This is a genomic window from Oceanimonas smirnovii ATCC BAA-899, assembly GCF_000381965.1.
Classification (GTDB): domain Bacteria; phylum Pseudomonadota; class Gammaproteobacteria; order Enterobacterales; family Aeromonadaceae; genus Oceanimonas; species Oceanimonas smirnovii.
In genome coordinates, this window is the sequence record NZ_KB908465.1 from 1 (window position 1) to 20,473 (window position 20,473).

Below are 20,473 nucleotides of genomic sequence, written 5' to 3' on the forward strand. Positions count from 1 at the left end.
CACCCTGACCCTCCCCTTAAAAAGGGGAGGGAACCCACAGCTCCCCCCTTATTTAAGGGAGGGAACATGCTTTTGCTCCTCCCCCTTTTTAAGGGGGAGGTCGGGAGGGGGTTAACGGGGTTAAAACTCGGCGTGGCGCGGAGTGCGGGGGAAGGGAATCACATCGCGCACGTTGCCCATGCCGGTTACATAGGCCACCAGGCGCTCAAAGCCCAGACCAAAGCCGGCGTGCGGCACTGTGCCATAGCGGCGCAGGTCGCGATACCAGCCGTAATCTTCCTTGTTCAGGCCCATTTCTTCCAGGCGGGCGTCCAGCACTTCCAGCACTTCTTCCCGCTGGGAGCCACCGATAATCTCGCCAATGCCCGGGGCCAGCACATCCATGGCCGCCACGGTTTTGCCGTCGGCGTTCAGCTTCATATAAAACGCTTTAATGTCTTTCGGATAGTTCTTCACCACCACCGGCGCTTTAAAGTGCTCTTCTGCCAGATAGCGCTCATGCTCGGAGGACAAATCAATGCCCCATTCCACCGGAAACTCGAACTTTTTGCCGGACTTCTGCAAAATCTCTACCGCATCGGTGTAATCCACCTGAGCAAAGTCTTTTTCCACAAAGCTCTGCAGGCGGGTAATGGCGTCTTTATCTACCCGCTGGGCAAAAAAGGTCATGTCGTCCATGCGCTCTTCCAGCACGGCGCGGAACACATATTTCAGCATGTCTTCTGCCAGTTTGGCGGCATCGTCCAGATCCGCAAAGGCCAGCTCCGGCTCCACCATCCAGAACTCCGCCAGATGGCGGCTGGTGTTGGAGTTTTCGGCCCGGAACGTCGGGCCAAAGGTATAAACCTTGCTCAGGGCGCAGGCATAGGTTTCGGCGTTCAGCTGGCCCGACACGGTGAGGAAGGCTTCTTTACCGAAGAAGTCTTCACCAAAGTCAATGTCACCCTTGTCGGTGCGGGGCAGGTTTTGCAGATCCAGGGTAGACACCCGGAACATTTCGCCGGCGCCTTCGCAGTCGGAGGCGGTCACAATGGGAGTGGCCACCCACATATACCCGTTTTCATGAAAGAAACGGTGCAGCGCCTGCGACAGACAGTTGCGCACCCGGGCCACGGCACCAATCAGGTTGGTGCGCGGGCGCAGGTGAGCATATTCGCGCAAATATTCAATAGAGTGGCGCTTGGCGGCCATGGGGTAAGAATCGGGATCGTCTACCCAGCCCACTACCTTCACCTCGGTGGCCTGCAGTTCAAAGTCCTGGCCCTGGCCCTGAGACTCGGCCACAATGCCGGTTACTTCCACCGAGCAGCCGGTGGTAACACGCACCACTTCAGACTGATAATTCGCAACGCTATTGGGCACCACAGCCTGCACCGGATTAAAGCAGCTGCCATCGTGAACGGCCAAAAACGAAATGCCCGCCTTGGAGTCACGGCGGGTGCGAATCCACCCCTTTACGGTAAGGGTGGTGCCAACGGCATATTTGCCAGCCAGCACATCAGTTACGGATGCGTGGGTCATGTAAATCGCTCTCCAGCTTTGAACTAAACCGGCTTATTGCCGATACACTATATAAGGCGACTAATGTTACCCGTGTAGCATCAGGACTCAAGCAAAAGATGGGAGGTGGCCATGGCAAAACGCTCCAAAGACCGCTTAGGTGCTCTGCTGGCCGCCCTCACTGCCGGCGGCTGGACACTTTATATACTGCTGCTGGTGCTGTTTCACTATGCCCGCCCCGAGCAGCAATATGGCTATATGCGCTACCTTGAGGTAGAAGTGCGCACCGGCTGGCTCACCTTGCCGGCGCTGTGGTTTCACCTGGGCATTTGGGGTGCCCTGGGGCTGGCGGTAACCACCTTTACCCTGGTGCACCTCAAGGGCCGCCGCCAGAGCCAGTATTTAAAAGTGTATCTGGCCATGCTGGGGGCCGCGGCCATCTTCACCCTGCTACTGTTCTATTTTTATCCGGCAGTTTGAGCGTTAGCGCTTGCCTCGGTACACTACCGCAAACATTTGGGAGAACCGCATGATCTTACTTGCCCCTCTGCAAAAAGCGCTGGCAACCTTACATTTGGCGCTGTGCCAGCCTAAAGACGAGTTTATTCGCGATGCCGTTATTCAGCGCTTTGAATACAGCTATGAGCTCGCCTGGAAGTTGCTTCGCCGTTATCTGGCTGAAGACGTAGGCACCGAAACACTGGCCCCCTTAAGCCGTAAAGACCTGTTTCGTCTTGCTGCCGATAAACAAATTATTGCCAGCCCCAATCCTTGGTTCGACTACCATTATGCCCGCAATATCACCTCACATACCTACGACGAAGCAGTGGCTGAACAGGTATATCAGGTAGCCATTCTTTTCTACGATGATGCCATGGCGCTGCTGGCCGAGCTGGAGAAAAGAAATGCCGCAGATTGATGACGGCGACATGCAATTACTGCTTGCCTGCCTTAAGCAGGCTCTGCCGGAGCAAGAAAATATTCGTGTTTATGTGTTTGGCTCCCGGGCAAAACACAAGGCCCGCCCATATTCCGACTTGGATCTGGCTCTGGAGCACCCGTCTCAAGCCCTGCCGCCCGAGTTGATGTTTCGCGTAAAGGCTGCGCTCGGTGAGTCTGACCTGCCTTTTATGGTTGATCTGGTTGATTTAAGAGCCATCAGCGAGGAATTCAGACACGCCATTACCCCCGACTTAATTCCTCTCATACTGAACTAACCCGCCCTTGCATCATCATCAATTTTGCGCGGGAAACCCCGTCCTTTTAGGGCGGGAAGGGATAGCGCGGCGGCGTCAGCCGCCCCTGTTCCCGCCTCTCCTTTTAAACTGGTTATCTATACAGTGGTTTACTAAACTAAGCGCATGACAAAACGCGCTTATAAATATCGGTTTTACCCGACACCCGAACAGACTGAGCTGTTGGCGCAGACCTTCGGCTGTGTGCGTTTTGTCTATAACGCCATACTGCGCTGGCGTACCGATGCTTTTTATCAGCGTCAGGAAAAAATCGGCTACGTTGGTGCTAACGCCCGACTGACCGAACTCAAGAAAGATCCTGAGCTGGCGTTTCTGTCTGAGGTGTCGTGTGTGCCCTTGCAGCAATGCCTTCGCCACCAGCAAACCGCCTTCAAAAACTTCTTTGAAGGCCGTGCCAAGTACCCGGTATTTAAGCACAAGCGGCACCGCCAGTCGGCGGAGTTCACCCGCTCGGCCTTCAAATACCGAGGTGGTAAGTTGTACCTGGCCAAGAGCAAAACCCCGCTGAATATTCGCTGGAGCCGTGAACTGCCCGGCGAGCCCAGTACCGTGACCGTTTCCAAGGACTCGGCAGGCCGTTACTTTGTGAGCTGCCTGTGTGAGTTCGCGCCCAGTAAACTGCCGGTTACTCCCAACATGACTGGCATTGACCTGGGCCTGACAGATCTGTTTATCACCGACCAGGGTGAACGGGTCGGCAATCTCCGCCATACTGCGAAATACGCCGCCAGACTGGCCAAGGCACAGCGCCGACTGAGCAAGAAAAAGCTCGGCTCGGCCAATCGCGCCAAGGCCCGCCAGAAGGTGGCGAAACTTCACGCTAAAATCTCCGATTGCCGACAGGACAACTTGCACAAGCTGTCCCGCAGACTGATTAACGAGAACCAAGTAGTCTGCGTTGAATCCCTGACAGTGAAAAACATGATCCGTAACCCTTCCCTGAGCAAAGCCATTGCCGATGCAGGCTGGGGCGAGTTCGTGCGCCAGTTGGCGTACAAGGCAGAATGGGCCGGTCGCTCACTGGTCGCCATTGACCAGTGGTTCCCCAGCTCCAAACGCTGCTCGGGTTGCGGGCATACCTTGTCATCGCTGCCGTTGTCGGTCAGAAAATGGGACTGCCCCGAATGTGGTGCACACCATGACCGCGACATCAACGCGGCGACAAACATTAAAGCCGCCGGGCTGGCGGTGTTAGCCCTTGGAGAGAATGTAAGCGGCATGGGGCCAGTCTCCGTGTCCGGTTCTCGGTGAATTGGGAATCCCCTTCCTTTAGGGAGGGGTGCAGTCAAGGCTAAGCCTCGCCCAACCCTGAGTCATTCCGGCCCCGCGCCGGAATCCATGCTGCGGGCAACAGTGAATTCCCGGTACTCTCCGCCAACCTGCTCACCGCGCTGGTCCATACTGTGTAAACCAGTCCCACGGAGGGGAACCGTATGCGAGCCTTACTGTTTTTATGTGTGTTACTCAGCAGCCATGCCTGGGCCGGGCTGCTCTGGCACAGCAATAACCAGCTTAACGACGCCGGGCAAACCCTGCAGCAGCTGCTGCTGCCAGACTCAAGCATAAATGCCATGAGCACCGCAGAGCGCGATGCCTGGTTTACTCGGCAGTGGCGCACCGTGCTGAAAAACCGCGAGCGCTTTGCTCAATATACCCTGCCCGAACACTGGCGCACTCAGGGCTTTGAACGCGCCATGGCGCAACACACCCTGGCCGGCTACATGCGCGGGCAGGTGCCCGACTATCACGGCTATCGTGCCCTGCATCAGCATTATCAGCAACTGGGCCAAGGCCCCGATTACACGCCCTTGCCTCCCGGCCCCGAGGTGCGCATGAACGAACGGGATCCGGCCATAGTGGCGCTGCGCACCCGGCTCACCGAGCTGGGCCAGCCGGCACCGGCCCCGCTTGGCCGCACCGATGTGCTCGACACCGCCCTGGCCGGCCGGCTGAAACAGCTGCAACAGGCCGGCGGCCTGGAAACCAGCGGCAGCCTTGATGCCGCCACCCGGGCCCTGCTGAACCGCTCGCCCGCCGAGCTGCGCGCCGAAATAAAAATTAACCTGCAGCGCTGGCTGCTGCTGCCGCCGGCCACCGAAGACTATGTGTTAATTAACATTCCTTCCTACCGCCTTACCCTGGTGCGCGGCGGCCGGCCAACCCTGGCCATGCCGGTAATAGTGGGCCGGCCAGACTGGCCCACGCCCGAGCTGGCCACCTATTTGGGCGCGCTCAAGGTCAACCCCGACTGGACCCCCACCGCCAACATTATTCGTGAAGATCTGTTGCCCGCCCAGCAACAGGACGGCGGCTTTCTTGACCGCAACGGCTTTAATGTGTGGCTGCCGGGCCAGCGCACGCCGGTGCCGCCGTCGGCCATTAACTGGCAGCAGCCCCCGCCCGGGCTGCGCCTGGTGCAGCAGCCCGGGCCGGCCAATGCCCTGGGGCAGCTCAAGTTTGAAATGCAAAACCGCTTTAGCGTGTATTTGCACGACACCCCCGACAAAACCCTGTTCCGCCGCGACCAGCGCGCGTTAAGCCACGGCTGTGTGCGCCTGAGTGAGCCTCAGGCGCTGGCCACCGGCATTGGCTGGGCGCTGCCTGAGCACGGCCGCACTCAGCTGCTGCCGCCGCCGCAGCGCCTGCCGGTGTATATGGTGTATTTCACCACCTGGATGGACGGCCGCAGCCTGATGTTTGCCCACGACATCTATCGAAAAAACAGAACATGAACGGCAAAAAAACCGCCAAATCATTCTAAAAGTTGCATGCATAAAGTGCCTTGTGCCAAAGAAAACTGCGCTATAACTAATAACAAGTAAATAAAGAAAGGCGCGGCACGTAAAACACCCGTAACCAATTAACGTAACGGGTTAACGTGCCGGAACATATAATCGAGCAGAAGGGAGGCAGCGCGGCTATATGATAAACCGGCACAGGAGTGCCATTAACCAGCACGTTTTAACCAGGAAGGTTTTCTGTAAAACAGGGACCTGAAAACACAAGCAAGGAAGAGGGTTTTCTTATGTTTATTGCCAAAGAATTACTGCGTTTAGTGAATGATGAAGAGGGTCTGACAACTGTTGAATATGCTGTTGCAGGCGCGTTGGTGGCTGCTGCTGTTGTGACTGCATTTACTCAGTTGGGACAAAATGTAGGTGAGCAGATTGAAAGGCTTTGTGATGCCACTGGTACTGGCCTCGATGCTGCTGAGGCTGCTACATGTGATAAGGATGCATAAACTAAGTAAAGGGAATAGGAAAGCCTATTCCCTTTCTTTATTGGTGACTCTATGGAACAGCTACCATTATTAATCTTTCTTATGGCGGCGTGCTGGATGGATCTGGCCCGCCATAAAATTCCCAACTGGCTAACACTGAGCTTTATTCCGCTGGCGTTAGCATTTCATAATTTTACTGGTGCAGGGCTGGCCTTTGCCTTAACCGGCCTGGTTTATTCCTTTATTCTGTTGTTTCCGTTATTTGTATTTCGGTTTCTGGCCGGTGGCGATGTAAAACTCGGCATGGCCATTGCCACCTTTACCGGCTGGCAGGTATTTCTGGAAGGGCTGCTTTATGGCTTGATTATCGGCTTGCCGCTGGTGTTAATTCTGGCCTGGCGCAAAGTGGGCTGGCAGGGGTTTAAAACCAGCTTCAGCCGCTATGGCATTATATTGGGCACCCGCCGCTATCTGGCCCCAGTCGAGAATGAAATGGCCGGCCTTAAGGTGCCCTACGGCCCGGCGCTGGCGCTGGGAGCCGCCCTGGCGGTGGTGCTTAACGAATTCCAGATTTTTACGTTAGTTTCCTGAAATTTCGGTCAGCTGTTAGCTTCCAGCTTCCAGCTTCCAGCTAAACAGGGGGTAACACGGATGTTTCTGCCCAAACCCAAAACCCTGGCCGACACCGGCCTGTCTAAAGAGCTGCTGTTCCGGCTTGTGCTGCGCCACCTGCAGGAAGAAGCCAGCCTGGCTCTGCCCGCACTGGCACAGCGTTTGTGCCTGCGTGGCAGCATAGTGGAGCCGCTGCTGCAGGAGCTGAAAACCCTGCAGCTAGTGGAGGTGCGCGCCTCGGGCCGCATGGATGAACCCGTGCGTTATGCCCTCACGCAAAAAGGCCAGTACGAGGCCCAGGTGCTCAACGAGCGCGACGGCTACATAGGCCCGGCCCCCATTCCGCTTGCCGCCTACAACAAGCTGGTGCTGGCCCAGTCACTGGGTGAGCGCAGCATCAGGCGTGAGCAGCTGGAGCAGGCCCTGACCGACATGGTGATCAGCCCCGAGCTGATCAATGCCCTTGGGCCGGCGCTTAACTCGCGCCGGCCTTTGCTTATTTATGGCCATGCCGGCACCGGTAAAAGTTTTTTATGTCATCGCTTTAATAAAGTCTTTGATGAACATATATATGTGCCCCACGCCATTGCCGTGCAAAACACCATTATTCCGCTGTTCGACCCCCTTTATCACTGGCGCACCGAGCAACAGGATGACGAGCAGGACGCCCGTTATATTTCCTGTAAACGGCCCCTGGTGATGGTGGGCGGTGAGCTCAAATTAAATATGCTGGAAGTACACTTTGACCGGCAATCCCGCCAATACAGCGCGCCATTGCAAATGAAAGCCAACAACGGCGTATTTTTAATAGACGACCTGGGCCGGCAAAGTTTTTCTGCCGACGAGCTGTTTAACCGCTGGATTGTGCCCATGGAAGAGCGGCGCGATTTTCTGTCGCTGCCCAACGGGCTGCATTTTGATATTCCCTTTGAGCAGATATTGGTGTTTTCCACCAACCTGGATCCGGAAACCATTGCCGACGAGGCGTTTTTACGCCGCCTGGGTTACAAGCTGCAGTTAAGTGCCATGCCCGAACACCTGTATCGTGACATCTGGAACAGAAATCTGGAAAGCTATCAGCTGTCAGCAAATGAATCTGACTTTCGCTTTATGGTAGACAAGCTGCATAAAGAAAGCGGCAAGCCGTTAATTGCCTGCTACCCGCGGGATATTCTGGGCATTGCCAGAGACATTATGCATTTTAACGGTCAGGCCGGCATGCCTTTAAATCAGGATATTCTAACCAGGGCCTGGCACATGTATTGCGTGCACTGACTATACTGTTTTTACGGAGCATATTTACAACCAAGGAACCGGTTATGAAAACTCGCACATTACTGCTGTTTGTTCTCTCCATTGTCTTTGGGGTGGGTGCTGCCTACATGGCCAATAACTGGCTTAACCAGCAAAGTCAGGTGGCCAAGGCCAGCGCCGAGGCCAACACCAGTCAGGTGGTAGTGGCCGCCGTTGATCTTACTCCCGGTGCCCCCATTGAGCCCATTCATGTACAGCTTAAAAACATCGACTCCCGCCTGGTGCCGCCGGGTGCCCTTACCAGCATTGAGCAGGCCCAGAGCATGGTGGCCAAAAACAACCTTTACCGCGGTGACGTGCTGCGCATAGAGCGGCTGGCACCGGCGGGCGAGGGCAGCACCCTGTCTGTGCTGCTGGAGCCGGGCATGCGGGCGGTAACGGTGCGGGTGAATGACGTCATCGGCGTGGCCGGCTTTTTGTTGCCGGGCAACCGGGTAGACATTTTGTTCACCGGCGGCAACAGCACCCGCACTGTGCTTAAAAACCTGAAAGTGCTGGCGGTAGACCAAACCCAGCACACCGACGAAAACCGCCCCAAACTGGTGCGCGCCGTGACCCTGGAAGTGAACCCCGAGCAGGCCGAGCAGCTGGTAAATGCCAGCTCCAACGGCCGCATTCAGCTGGCCCTGCGCAACCCCAATGACGAACAGGACATCACAGAAACCACAGTGGCCGCCGTGGCTGAGCCGCCTCAGCAGGAAGTAACCGAGCCGGAGCCCAAGCCGGTGGTGGTGCGTCCGCGCGCCTCTACCATTGATCTGATAAAAGGCACCAGCCAGCAGCAGGTGCCGGTAAAAAGCTAACAACACATTAGTGCACAGGAGGTGGCTATGAAAACCCTTACAGGATGTCTTTTGGGGTTAACGTTACTGGCAGCAACCGGCACCGCCGTGGCCGGTGGCAACCTTAACCAGGCGGGCAATGACATGCAGTTGCCCATTCATAAATCCCGCTCATTAATGCTGGACCGGCCCGCCAGCCGGGTGTCGGTGGGCAACCCCGCCATTGCCGACGTGCTGGTGCTGCAGGATCGCGAGCTTTATCTGGTGGGCAAGTCGCTCGGCCATACCAACCTCATGGTATGGGACATGAACGACAACTTAATGCAGGTGTACGACATTGAAGTAAGCCACGACCTGCAGGGGCTGAAAGAGCGGCTTTACCGCTTTTTGCCCAACGAGCCCATTCAGGTGCATACCTCTCAGGGCCAGCTGGTGGTGAGCGGCGAAGTCTCCAATTTAGATCGGCTGAACGCCGCCTATGAACTGGCCCGGGGCTATGTGGTGGCAGCCGAGGGCGGTGTGGCCCGCTCGGAAGTGATGAACATGATGAGCGTGGGCGGCGGCCAGCAGGTGATGCTGGAAGTGACCGTGGCCGAGGTGGCCCGCGACACCTCCCGCAGCTGGGAGTCGGCCTTTGAGCTGCTGGAAAGCTCGGGTAACTGGGGCTTCTCGCTGCTGCGCGACAGCGTAAGCCAGCTGCAGAACTTTGGCACCAATACCATTGTTGGCGGTTTTGCTAGTGCCGACACCGTGTTTAACGTGGCGCTCGATTTGGCCAAAACCCGCGGCCTGGCCAGGGTGCTGGCCGAGCCGCGCATTACGGCCATCAGCGGCCAGTCGGCCGAGTTTCTCTCCGGCGGTGAATATCCGGTGCCGGTGCCCACCGAAGACGGCATTGCCATTGAGTTCAAGGAATTTGGCGTGGGCCTCAAGTTTACTCCTGTGGTGCTGGGCAGCGGCAAAATCAACCTGAATCTGAATGTCTCGGTCAGTGAGCCGGTGGTGGCCAACTCCGCCAACGTGCCGCTGTTTGGTGAAATTACCGCCCTCAGCAAGCGCAGTGCCGGCACCACCGTAGAGCTGGGCGACGGCCAGACCATCAGCATTGCCGGCCTGCTCAGTGAAAACACCCGTGAGCAGGTAAGCCAGCTGCCCTTTGCCGGCGACATTCCCATTTTGGGCAACCTCTTTACCAGCCGCCGCTTTGCCAAGGGCGAGTCGGAGCTGGTGATTATGGTGACGCCACGGCTGGTGCGCCCCTTTAACAAGCAGCAGGTGTCGTTGCCCACCGACGGCTTTATTGAGCCCAATGATCTGGAGTTTTATCTGCTGGGCCGCATGTCGCAGCGCGCCAGAGTAAGCGATCAGGCCCCGGCGGTTCAGCCCGAAAGCAACACCGGCATTAACCCGGCCATGAACGAAGGTGGCATGGAGCAAACCTATGGCCAGTCACTGTAGCAGCACAACAAGGAGAAACACCATGAAGGTATCACTGCTTGCCCTGCTGACAGCAGGCCTGCTCACCGGCTGCGCCAACGAGCTTCATTACGGCTTTGACATGGGGCAAGACACTCGGCAGCTGGACACACTGCAAATTCTGGACCCGGGTGCCGCCGAGCGTAACGACGGCAAGCTCACCGCCCTTACCCTTAACGGGGAATATGGCGTGGCCCTGCACGACAAATACGTGAAAGGGGCCGAAGCCCCCAGCGAAGGCAAAACCCAGGTCACCCTTAACTTTGGTGATTAACCAACACAGGTAAGCGAGGAACACATCATGAAAGCGCTGCCAACCCCAAGGAAACAGAAAGGTGCCGTACTGATCCTGGTCACGGTAGCGCTGTTCACCCTGCTCGGCTTTGCCGCCCTGGCACTGGATGGGGGGTATTTGATCCTTAATAAAAACCGGTTGCAGGATGCCGTTGATACCGCTGCATTAAGTGGCGGTAAAACGCTCAGCTCGACGGATCTGGACAAAAGCACTCATGATGAAGCCCGGCGAGCAGTAAGAGATACGCTTAAAGCCACCTTTGAGGGGGACGGCTTTAGAAAAATGAACGTAGATACCACCAAATTGGCGGATACCGTTACCATAGAGTTTTCTCATAACCCCGTACCCTTTGAGCCTACACTGGATGCCGACGCCAAATACATTAGAGTGCGCATGGAGACAGTGCCGGTCACTCAATTTCTTTCCCAGTTATTGGTGGATACCTGGCAAGTCAGAGCCTCTGCGGTTGCGGGTAACTTACCACCTATTGATGGAAATGAAATTTGTGACGTGATCCCGCTACTGATGCTGGTAGATAGTAACAAAGCTGGTGAGGGTGATTTTTACGGATACAACATGGCATCTACCGAGCCCGGAAACAAAAAAGACGGGGACATGATAGTTATAAAATCCCCGGCCGGAGGAAATCCTAATATGGCTCCCGGTAATTTCCAGGCATTAAGGCTGGGTGAACAAAATGGTGCCGATGGTTACAGGGATGGTCTTGCCGGAGGTCACTGTATTACCCTTGATGAAGACTATGAAGTTGACGAGTGTCCAGAAAGTGAGCCTAACTGCACTTTGACTGTAATCGATACCGATAGTAAGACAGGGAATATGGCTGGCCCTACACGTCAAGGACTTAATACCCGCTTTAATAATTATAATCCAGGTAAATACAAGGCACCTACAGTGCCTGTGGCAGAGGCAAGTCCTGGTGATGAGAATTACTACTCAGATTGCTCTCTTGTTAAGAGTGGTTACTTGGTTGACTTTAAAGATAATAAGCTAACAGAGCATCTTGAAGATTTATTTAATGATGGAAGTGCTAAAAAAACAGAGATTGATGATTATTTTCAGGCGATTATAGATAATCCAGCTTCGGCAAATAACGATGTGAAAGAGGCAGAGAAATATAAGGGTGGCTTTTCTGGAGTGCAGACTTATAACCAGTATTCTGATAAGTCTTCGCCGCAATATGAAGAGTATAATAAAAACGGTAAAAATGTTGACTGTATCGATGGGCGTCGAATTGTAAAGGTTCCTGTTGCTGTCGGAGGAGAGGGTGTAGGAAAAAATATCCCTATTATTGGTGTTGCCTGTATGTTCCTTAATCAGGAAGTGACTGGTAATGGTCTTAGTCAGTATGTTGTTGGGGAAATTATTCCTGAGTGTGATTCTGATGCAACTGGTGGTGATGATGACTTCGGTAAGAAACCTCAGCTGGTACTGTATAACGATATTGGTAGCGGAGACTCCTGATGCGTGCTTGTCATAAATCCAACAGGCAAAAGGGGCTGGCAGCTGTTGAAGCGACCATAGTGCTTCCTCTTATTCTCTTGCTAATGCTGGCAATTGGCGAGTTCGGGCGGGCATTATATCAGTACTCCAGCTTGACTCAGGCGTTGCGGGGCGGAGCCCTGGCTCTGGATCGGGGTGGCAGATATTATGAAAATATTGATACTCGCTCAGAGAGTGAAGACAAGGTAAAAAATATTGTTGTATATGGCAACGCCGCCGGAACAGGTGATCCATTATTAACTGGGTTGTCAAAATCTGATATCAGTTTCAGCGCTATTTATGAAATGCCGGCAGACAGCGGCGACTTTTATGTGGATATCAGCGCCAGCTACAGCTGGCAGCCGGTATTCGGAAAAGATTTTAACACTTTTGTGGCCGGTGTTATTTCACTCGACTTTCCACTGAACACCAGTTTAACAGTGAGGGTAGAGTAATGATTAAGCGCAAAAATCAGCAAGGTCTGGCCATTGTCGAATTTGCCATTGTTGGCTCCGTTGTCTTTCTGGTGTTGTTTGCGGTAATGGAGCTGGGGCGCTTGCTTTATACCTGGTCAGTGCTTAATGAGGTTACCAGGCAGGCCGCAAGGGTCGCTACTGTATGCTCACCGGATGAAAGGGTGGCGGTAGCCGACAGCATTATCAGCCGGCTGGGAGGGAGCGTGCCCGGTTTAACCGGCGGTAATGTCAATATTGAATATTTGTCTGATGCTTTTGTGCCGGTTTCAGGCACCGATTATCCCCGCTATGTCAGAGCCGGCATTACCAATTATCGCTTTGAAATGATTTTGCCCCTGTCTGTGGACTTGTCCATGTTCAGTCCGGATTTTTCAACCGTAGTGAGGGCAGAAAGCCTGGGAGAAACACCAGACGGCGTGGTGCCCTGTTTCCCGTAAATGGAGTGGTTATGACAGACGCCAAAATAGTAGAACTGGAGCGAGAGAGCATGCACACACTGCCGGCGTTGTCTTGCCCGTTGCAGCTGAATGTCATGGATCCCGACGAGCAGGTGTGGCCTCTGCTTAAAATCAAATTTCATAACAGCAGCCAGCTGCAGCTTAAAAAGCTCAGCGATCAGGACTTTTTGCCCAAAGGTGACCGCCAGGTATTGCTGCTGGTCGATCATTCAGTCATGGCACCGGTTTACGACGAGCTGGAGCGCAAGGCCGGTGAACGCCGCCATTTGGTGTTTATGGGCAACCCTGCCAACACCGCCCTGGTGCGCCGGGCCATGCGCATGGGGGCCGCCGACTTTTTGCCCCAGGACGGTGACCTCACCGAGCTGTGGAGCGCGCTGGTGCGGGTGTCGGCGGCGGTGTCGGCCAGCATCAGTCTGGCACCGGTTACCGTGGTGGTAAACGGCAAAAGCGGCTCCGGTGCCAGCTTTGTGTGTGCCAATCTGGGCCATGCCCTGCACAGTGAGCAAGACAAGGTGCTGCTGCTGGATACCAACCGCCGCTACGGCTCGCTGGCCGACTACCTGAATATTCGTGACAAACACAGCGGCCTTACCGAAGCGCTGCATAAATCCGGCGAAATGGACGCCATGGCCCTGGCCGGCATGGTGAACAAGGCCCGCGACGGCTTGGATGTGCTGCCGGCATCGGTGTCGCCTCTGCACGACGACACCGCCATTAGCGCCCGCCAGTGTGCCCAGCTGCTGCATCTGGTGCGCGGTCAATATCAGCGGGTGGTGGTGGATATGTCGCGCGGGCCGGAAAGCTGGAGCCTGCCGCTGCTGGAAAATGCCAGCCAGGTGGTTGTGGTAATGCAGCAAAGTTTAAGTGCGCTGCGTGAGACCATTTTTCTGCTTAAGCAGCTGCGCCATGAGCTGGGCATTGGCCGGGATCGCATTCTGCTGCTGGTTAACCGCTACGACAAAAGAAAAGACATGTCGCTGCAGGAAATAGAAAAAGCCACAGAAATCAAAAATATGGTTACTTTGCCCAACGACTTTGCCATGGCTGAAACCTGCACCGATCTGGGCCGGCTGGTGGCGGAAGAAAAACGCAATCACAAGCTGGTGCAGGGCTTTAATGCGCTTTCGGCGGCGCTGCAGCCCACAACCAGTAATGCAGAAAAACCAGGATTATTTAAACGACTGTTCGGTCATTAGCCGGACATAGGGGGTCACGGATGAACCTTGAAGACTATATCCTTAATCAGGAAGAGCAAAACCACAAACAGCGTTTGCACGAAAAACTCATGGACATGCTGGACTTGCCCATGCTGCAAACGGTGTCCAACGAGCAGGCCAGTGAGCAGATAGAGCGGCTGGCACACCAGCTGATGCAAGACTCGCCGGTGCCGCTGTCCATGAGTTCGCGCCAGAAAATTGTGCGCCAGATTTTGGATGAAGTGCTGGGCCTGGGGCCGCTGGAGCCGCTGCTGGCCGACCCCGGCATTGCCGACATTATGGTAAACGGGGCCAAAAACATTTATGTAGAGCGCCGGGGCCGCATTGAGCGGGTGCCGCTTACCTTTGCCGACGACGACCACTTAATGGGCGTAATAGAACGCATTGTGTCCAGTGTGGGCCGGCGCATCGACGAGCTGTCGCCCATGGTGGATGCCCGCCTGAAAGACGGCTCCCGGGTCAATGCCATTATTCCGCCGCTGGCGCTGAACGGGCCTACGCTTTCCATTCGCCGCTTTACCGTAGAAAAGCTGGCAATAGATACCTTAATTGACTTTGGCACCATCACTCCGGCCATTGCCGAGGTAATGGAAGCGGTGGTTAAGGGCAAGCTCAACATTCTTATCTCCGGCGGCACCGGCACCGGTAAAACCACGTTCCTGAATATTCTGTCCAGTTTTATTCCGTCCAATCAGCGCATTATTACCGTGGAAGACTCCGCCGAGCTGCAATTGCAGCAGCCTCATGTGGTGCAGCTGGAAAGCCGTCCGTCCAACGTGGAAGGCAAGGGCGAGGTCAGCTTGCGGGATCTGGTAAAAAACACCCTGCGTATGCGCCCCGACCGCATTGTGGTGGGGGAGGTGCGGGGCGTGGAAGCCTTTGACATGCTCACTGCCATGAACACCGGCCATGAAGGCTCGCTCACCACCATTCACGCCAACACCCCGCGTGATGCCCTGGGCCGGCTGGAGAACATGGTGTCGATGACCGGGTTTGATATGCCGGTAAAAAACATTCGCACCCAGGTGGCCTCGGCGCTGGATTTAATTATTCAGCTGGAACGCCAGGAAGACGGCAAGCGGCGCATGATCAGCATGCAGGAGGTGCACGGCATGGAAGGCGAGACCATTACCATGTCGGAAATTTTCACCTTTGAGCGCACCGGCATAGACAGCGAAGGCAACGTCATCGGCCGGCACAAGGCCACCGGCGTGATGCCCAACTTCTATGACCGCCTGGCCCGCCGGGGCATGGTGCTGCCGCGCAGCCTGTTTGGCGACGAAGACCTGCACAAGGGCATTTTTTAGGAGGCGCATATGAATATGCTGATTTTTCTGGCGCTGGTAGGCCTGGCGGTGGTGTGCCTGAGCATGGCCATGTTTGTGCCCATCAGTCAGCCCCGGCTTAAATATTCCACCCTGCTCAAGCGCCGGGTGCAGGCGCTGGCCGATGAAAACCAGGCTCAGGCCCAGGCATCCATTTTTCGTACCAAAAAGCTGGATGCGCTGTCGCCGGCCATGCGCCGCATAGAAACCCTGCCCATGATGGAGCGGGTGGCGTTTTCACTGGAGCTGGCCGGCTCGCGCCTGTATGCCTACCAACTGGTATTTATGCTGGCGTTTGTAACCCTGGTGCTGGTGGCGGCCAGCTGGCTGTGGCTGCATAATATCTGGCTAAGTCTTGTGTTGCTGGTGCTGCCGTCGCTGGCGGTGTGGTTCAAGCTGCGCCGCAACTATTTGCAGCGGCTGGCCCTGTATGAACAGCAAATGCCCGAAGCGCTGGATATTATGAAACGCGGCCTGCAGGCGGGTTATTCCTTTGCCGACACCATTAAGCTCATCAGTGAAGAAATGCCCAACCCCATTGGCCGTGAGTTTGCGCTGGTGTTTGCCGACATCAACTATCGCAAAGATGTGCGCAAGGCCATGACCGGACTGCTGGAGCGGGTGCCCAGCATCTCTAACATGGCGCTGGTCAGTGCCGTGCAGGTGCAGCGGGAAACCGGCGGTAACCTGGTGGAAAACATCGACAAGCTGGCCAAAATTATTCGCGACCGTTTCAAGTTTAACCGCCAGCTGCGCACCCTGTCGGCGGAAGGGCGCATGTCGGGCTGGGTGCTGGTGCTGACGCCTTTTGTGTTATTTGCGGTGATATTTTTAACCACGCCCGGCTACATAGTGGAGCTGGTTAATACACCGGAAGGCAACAAGCTGCTGATTGCCGGTGCTGTGGGCATGGTGCTGGGCACCTGGTGGATCAGTAAAATTATCAAGATAGAGGTGTAGCCATGGATACACTCAATCAGTTACTGGGCCAGGTGCTGGCCGATCCGCAAATGCGCCAGTGGGTGCTGGTGGGTGGGGTGGCATTCAGCGTGATCACCCTGTTCTGGGGCGTGACCCTGGTGGCCAGTGGCATTAACAGCCCCTATCGCCGCGAACTGAAACACATTCAGCAAGAAACCGAAGACGAAGAGTCTCTTGAGCAACGGCTGATTATTGCCAAAAAGCACGGCAGTGGTTTTAACGGCCACCGCATTCGCACCCTGCTGGTGCATGCGGGCTTTCAGAAGAGCTCTGCCTACAGTGTGTTTGTGGGTATTCGGGTTATTACCGTGCTGAGTGCACTGCTGCTGGCATTTGTGGCCTTTAACCTGCTGACCCAGTTACCCCTTAATATTATTTTTATGGTGATGCTGGGGGTGGGCTATATCGCTTATATTTTGCCTGTGTTTATTCTGGAGCGGCTGGCCAACAAACGCATGACTCAGCTCAAACTGGCCATGCCCGATGCGCTCGACCTGCTGGTGGTGTGCACCGAGGCCGGCATGGGCTTCAAAGCAGCATTACAGCGGGTGGCCGGTGAAATTGGCATGAGCCATGAAGAGCTGGCCGAGGAGCTGAGCCTGATTTCCGCCAAGCTCAGAGCCGGTTTTACCATGCAGCAGGCGTTTGAGGAGTTTATTTTGCGCACCGGGCTGGAAGACTTTCGCAGCCTGAACGTGGCCATTAACCAGTGCATTCAGCTTGGCACCAGCATTGCCGAAACCCTGCGGGTATACGCCGATGAATATCGCATTAAGCGCAAACAGGAAGCAGAAGAGCTGGCCGCCAAGGTAGGCACCAAAATGATCTTCCCGCTGGTGCTGTTTATCTGGCCTTCGTTTTTCATTGTGGCCATAGGCCCGGCCCTGATAAAGGTCTTCCGCGTCTTCGGTAATATGTAAGTGAGGTTAATACTGGCCCGATTGAACCGCACCGACTAGCATAAGAATCATAACAACACTTGCTTACGCCACGGACAAGGCATGAGGAGTACACATGAAACACATTGCTTTGGCACTGACTCTGGCGCTGCTGTCTGGCTGTGCCGCTATGTCGGACGACAGCGACACCAGCATGCCGGCCAACACGCCCGGCGCAGGGGCCATTAAACCCACCAACGGCAAAGAAGCCCAGATGCTGATTGCCCAGTCACAAACCTCCGGCGACATAGACGCCATGGTCTATGCCTACACTCAGGCGCTGGCTTTCAGAGAGTTCGACACCACCGACATTTACCTCAACATTGCCCGGCTGGAGCGCCAGCGCAATAACAACTCCCGCGCCGAGCAGGCTTATCGCAATGTGCTGCAAAAAGACAAAAATCAGCAGCAGGCCAAAGAAGGGCTGGCGCTGCTGTTAATTGACATGAAACGTCATAACGAAGCAGAAACCCTGCTTAAAGAAGTGATTGCCGCCGATGCAGCCCGTCTGGGCCAGGCCGCCGCCACACCGGAAAACTGCGTAACCGACAGCAGCTCGCCCTGGCGCAGCTATAACGGTTTAGGTCTGCTGGCCGACATGATGGAGCAGGGCACAGCAGCAAGGGCATATTACCAGTGTGCCCTGCAGGTGCAGCCGGGCCTGGCCATGCTGCACACCAACCTGGGCTTTTCTTACTATTTGCAGGGGGAATACCCTCAGGCCGAGCGCGCCATGCTGCGGGCGGTGAATCAGCAGCCGGAATATGAAAGGGGCTGGAGCAATCTGGGCTTGCTGTATTACCGCTGGGGCCGCCATTCAGAGGCATTAATGGCACTGCGCAAGATTATGCCGCAGGCTGAAGCCCTGAATGATCTGGGTTACATTGCCATGATGGAAGGCGAATATGACATTGCCCAGAGCTTTTTTCAGCGCGCCATTGATGCTTCACCCCGTTATTATCCCAAGGCGGTAGAAAACCTGAATCAGGCCAAAACCATGCAATCGGCCAGTAACCGTTAGGCCACCTTTCCCCCTTTCCTTTTTAAGGAGTGACACCCACATTCTCCCTCCCTTTTTAAGGCGGACCACCCACATTCTCCCTCCCCTTTTTAAGGGGAGGGTTGGGGAGGGGTTAAGCGGGGAGGGGTTAAACCGAGGCACATATGCATCTTTACAGCTTTTTCAACAGTTCCACCTCTTACCGGGTGCGCATTGCCCTTGCCATCAAGGGCATTGAGGCTGACTACCACGGCGTAGACCTGCGCACCGGTGCTCACCGGGAGCAACGCTTTAAGGCACAAAATCCTGCCGGCGGTGTGCCCATGCTGATAGACGAACAGGGCAATGCTCTTGGTCAGTCGTTGGCCATTATTGATTATCTTGAAGCACTGCATCCCGATCCGCCGCTGCTGCCCGCCAAGCCCTTGCTGCGCGCCAGAGTGCTGGAGCTGGCCAATTTAATTGCCTGCGATATGCACCCGCTTAACAACCTGCGAGTGCGTAACTACCTGGCCAATGAGCTGGCACTGAGTGAAGAGCAGCAACAAAACTGGATTAAACACTGGACCGCCGAAGGCCTGGCTGCCGCCGAAACCTTGCTGCAGCGCCACGGCATGGGTGACTATTGCTTTGGCGATGCACCAACACTGGCAGACTGCTGCCTGGTGCCCCAGGTGGCCAACGCCATTCGCACAAACTGCAGCCTTGAGCCTTATCCGCGCATTATGGCTATCTATCACCACTGCCAGCAGCAGCCCGCCTTTCAACGCGCCGCGCCCAAACAACAGCCGGATTATCGGTAACATGTTGGGACTCGTCCCACCTACAAGTGCTCTACCACCGCCAGCATGGCGGACGTTAACCGGCTCAACTCCTCGGGCTTAATCACATACGGCGGCATAATATAAAACAGCCTGCCAAAGGGCCGTATCCACACGCCCAGCTCCACCAGCTGTTTTTGCACCTCGGCCACCTTGAGTGGCTCGTGCAACTCAATCACACCAATGCCGCCCAGCACCCGCACATCCGCCACCGCATCCAGCTCACGCGCAGGGGCCAGCTCTTGCTGCATTTGCGTTTCTATGGCGGCAATGCGCTGCTGCCAGGGCGAATCCAGTAACAGCTTCAGGCTGGCCAGGGCCACGGCGCAGGCCAGCGGATTGGCCATAAAGGTGGGGCCGTGCATCAGCACACCGGCGGGGCCGTTGCAAATGGTCTCGGCCACAGCCTGAGTGGTAATGGTGGCCGCCATGGTCATATAGCCGCCGGTGAGCGCCTTGCCAATGCACATAATATCCGGCGTTATGCCCGCCCATTCACAGGCAAACAGCTTGCCGGTGCGGCCAAAGCCGGTGGCAATTTCATCGGCAATCAGCAGCACGCCGTAGCGATCACACAGCTTGCGGGCACCTTTCAAATAGTCGGGGTGATAAAAGCGCATGCCGCCGGCACCTTGCACCACCGGCTCCAGAATAAAGGCCGCCAGCTCATGGTGGTGCCGCTCAAATACCGCTTCCAGCGCCTGCAGATCTGCCGGATTAAATTCGTCGTTAAAGGTGCTTTCGGGCTGAGGCACAAAAAGATGCTCGGGCAAAAAGCCCTTATACAGACTGTGCATGCCGCCGTTGGGGTCGCATACGCTCATGGCCCCAAAGGTATCGCCATGGTAGCCACGGCTTAGGCAGGCAAAGCGGGTTTTGGGTGTGCCTTTGCCATGCCAGTATTGAATGGCCATTTTCAGCGCCACCTCTACCGACACCGAGCCCGAGTCGGCCAGAAAAAACCGGTCCAGCCCGGCAGGCAAAATAGCGCTAAGTGCCCGGCACAGCTCAATGGCGGGTTCATGGGTTAACCCGCCAAACATCACATGAGCCATTTTGCCCAGCTGAGCGGTGGCGGCGGCGTTCAGCTCGGGCACATTATAGCCGTGCAGGCAGGCCCACCAGGACGACATGCCGTCCACCAGCCGGCGGCCGTCTTTTAACTGCAAGTGCACGCCGCTGGCGCTGGCCACTTCATAACAGGGCAGGGGGCGAGTGAGGGAGGTGTAGGGATGCCACAGGTGGTGCAGGTCAAACTCTTGATTGGTCATAAATAAATCAAACGTAAACGTGTATGCT

Annotated in this window: 22 protein-coding genes; 20 read left to right on the plus strand and 2 right to left on the minus strand. The window is 55.7% G+C overall.

What is annotated here, in order from left to right; genetic code table 11:
• Window positions 1-120: 120 nt before the first annotated feature.
• Window positions 121-1,521 carry an asparagine--tRNA ligase gene (asnS, locus tag G364_RS0112185; RefSeq protein WP_019935428.1) on the minus strand — a complete coding sequence of 467 codons (1,401 nt, stop codon included), beginning with the start codon at window positions 1,519-1,521 and terminating at the stop codon, window positions 121-123.
• A gap of 111 nt (window positions 1,522-1,632) precedes the next feature.
• Here asnS and G364_RS0112190 point away from each other — a divergent pair, with 111 nt between their 5' ends.
• The 20 genes from G364_RS0112190 (at window position 1,633) to maiA (ending at window position 19,156) form a co-directional block, all read left to right on the plus strand.
• Entirely contained in the window at window positions 1,633-1,980 is a 348-nt protein-coding gene (locus tag G364_RS0112190) for a hypothetical protein (RefSeq protein ID WP_040614637.1), read from the plus strand.
• A gap of 49 nt (window positions 1,981-2,029) precedes the next feature.
• A complete protein-coding gene (locus G364_RS0112195; protein WP_019935430.1) occupies window positions 2,030-2,419 on the plus strand; it encodes an HI0074 family nucleotidyltransferase substrate-binding subunit in 390 nt (129 codons plus the stop codon).
• Window positions 2,406-2,717, plus strand: a complete 312-nt coding sequence (locus G364_RS16550; RefSeq protein ID WP_019935431.1) for a nucleotidyltransferase family protein — start codon at window positions 2,406-2,408, stop codon at window positions 2,715-2,717. The genes G364_RS0112195 and G364_RS16550 overlap by 14 nt, the downstream gene beginning before the upstream one ends.
• Window positions 2,718-2,861: 144 nt before the next feature.
• Window positions 2,862-4,007: an RNA-guided endonuclease InsQ/TnpB family protein gene (locus tag G364_RS0112205; RefSeq protein WP_019935432.1), complete on the plus strand. Its 1,146-nt coding sequence runs from the start codon at window positions 2,862-2,864 to the stop codon at window positions 4,005-4,007.
• Window positions 4,008-4,189: 182 nt separating this feature from the next.
• Window positions 4,190-5,488: a L,D-transpeptidase family protein gene (locus G364_RS0112210; protein ID WP_019935433.1), complete on the plus strand. Its 1,299-nt coding sequence runs from the start codon at window positions 4,190-4,192 to the stop codon at window positions 5,486-5,488.
• Window positions 5,489-5,781: 293 nt separating this feature from the next.
• Entirely contained in the window at window positions 5,782-5,997 is a 216-nt protein-coding gene (locus G364_RS0112215) for a Flp family type IVb pilin (protein WP_019935434.1), read from the plus strand.
• A gap of 51 nt (window positions 5,998-6,048) precedes the next feature.
• On the plus strand, window positions 6,049-6,567 hold the full coding sequence (locus G364_RS0112220) for an A24 family peptidase (protein WP_083928719.1): 519 nt from the start codon (window positions 6,049-6,051) through the stop codon (window positions 6,565-6,567).
• A gap of 60 nt (window positions 6,568-6,627) precedes the next feature.
• Window positions 6,628-7,863 (plus strand): ATP-binding protein, encoded by a 1,236-nt coding sequence (locus G364_RS0112225; protein ID WP_019935436.1) that lies wholly within the window; start codon window positions 6,628-6,630, stop codon window positions 7,861-7,863.
• A 44-nt stretch (window positions 7,864-7,907) separates the two neighbouring features.
• Window positions 7,908-8,705: a Flp pilus assembly protein CpaB gene (gene cpaB, locus G364_RS0112230; RefSeq protein WP_019935437.1), complete on the plus strand. Its 798-nt coding sequence runs from the start codon at window positions 7,908-7,910 to the stop codon at window positions 8,703-8,705.
• A gap of 51 nt (window positions 8,706-8,756) precedes the next feature.
• Window positions 8,757-10,142, plus strand: a complete 1,386-nt coding sequence (locus G364_RS0112235) for a type II and III secretion system protein family protein (protein ID WP_245541427.1) — start codon at window positions 8,757-8,759, stop codon at window positions 10,140-10,142.
• A 22-nt stretch (window positions 10,143-10,164) separates the two neighbouring features.
• A complete protein-coding gene (locus G364_RS0112240) occupies window positions 10,165-10,434 on the plus strand; it encodes a hypothetical protein (protein ID WP_019935439.1) in 270 nt (89 codons plus the stop codon).
• Between the two features lie 27 nt (window positions 10,435-10,461).
• Window positions 10,462-11,937 carry a pilus assembly protein TadG-related protein gene (locus tag G364_RS0112245; protein WP_019935440.1) on the plus strand — a complete coding sequence of 492 codons (1,476 nt, stop codon included), beginning with the start codon at window positions 10,462-10,464 and terminating at the stop codon, window positions 11,935-11,937.
• Entirely contained in the window at window positions 11,937-12,410 is a 474-nt protein-coding gene (locus G364_RS0112250) for a TadE/TadG family type IV pilus assembly protein (protein WP_019935441.1), read from the plus strand. Before G364_RS0112245 ends, G364_RS0112250 begins: the two co-directional genes overlap by 1 nt.
• The gene (locus G364_RS0112255; protein ID WP_019935442.1) at window positions 12,410-12,868 is read left to right on the plus strand and encodes a TadE/TadG family type IV pilus assembly protein; all 459 of its coding nucleotides are present in this window, start codon (window positions 12,410-12,412) and stop codon (window positions 12,866-12,868) included. Before G364_RS0112250 ends, G364_RS0112255 begins: the two co-directional genes overlap by 1 nt.
• A gap of 11 nt (window positions 12,869-12,879) precedes the next feature.
• Complete coding sequence (locus tag G364_RS0112260; RefSeq protein ID WP_019935443.1) at window positions 12,880-14,088, plus strand: CpaE/TadZ family protein; 1,209 nt, start codon at window positions 12,880-12,882, stop codon at window positions 14,086-14,088.
• Between the two features lie 20 nt (window positions 14,089-14,108).
• On the plus strand, window positions 14,109-15,416 hold the full coding sequence (locus G364_RS0112265; RefSeq protein ID WP_019935444.1) for a TadA family conjugal transfer-associated ATPase: 1,308 nt from the start codon (window positions 14,109-14,111) through the stop codon (window positions 15,414-15,416).
• A gap of 9 nt (window positions 15,417-15,425) precedes the next feature.
• Entirely contained in the window at window positions 15,426-16,394 is a 969-nt protein-coding gene (locus tag G364_RS0112270; protein ID WP_019935445.1) for a type II secretion system F family protein, read from the plus strand.
• Window positions 16,395-16,396: 2 nt separating this feature from the next.
• The gene (locus G364_RS0112275; RefSeq protein ID WP_019935446.1) at window positions 16,397-17,335 is read left to right on the plus strand and encodes a type II secretion system F family protein; all 939 of its coding nucleotides are present in this window, start codon (window positions 16,397-16,399) and stop codon (window positions 17,333-17,335) included.
• A gap of 94 nt (window positions 17,336-17,429) precedes the next feature.
• Window positions 17,430-18,374, plus strand: coding sequence for a tetratricopeptide repeat protein (locus G364_RS0112280; RefSeq protein ID WP_019935447.1), 945 nt, complete (start codon window positions 17,430-17,432; stop codon window positions 18,372-18,374).
• Window positions 18,375-18,517: 143 nt separating this feature from the next.
• Complete coding sequence (gene maiA, locus G364_RS0112285; RefSeq protein WP_019935448.1) at window positions 18,518-19,156, plus strand: maleylacetoacetate isomerase; 639 nt, start codon at window positions 18,518-18,520, stop codon at window positions 19,154-19,156.
• A gap of 20 nt (window positions 19,157-19,176) precedes the next feature.
• Here maiA and bioA read toward each other — a convergent pair whose 3' ends face one another.
• A complete protein-coding gene (gene bioA / locus G364_RS0112290) occupies window positions 19,177-20,445 on the minus strand; it encodes an adenosylmethionine--8-amino-7-oxononanoate transaminase (protein WP_019935449.1) in 1,269 nt (422 codons plus the stop codon).
• Between the last annotated feature and the right edge of the window lie 28 nt (window positions 20,446-20,473).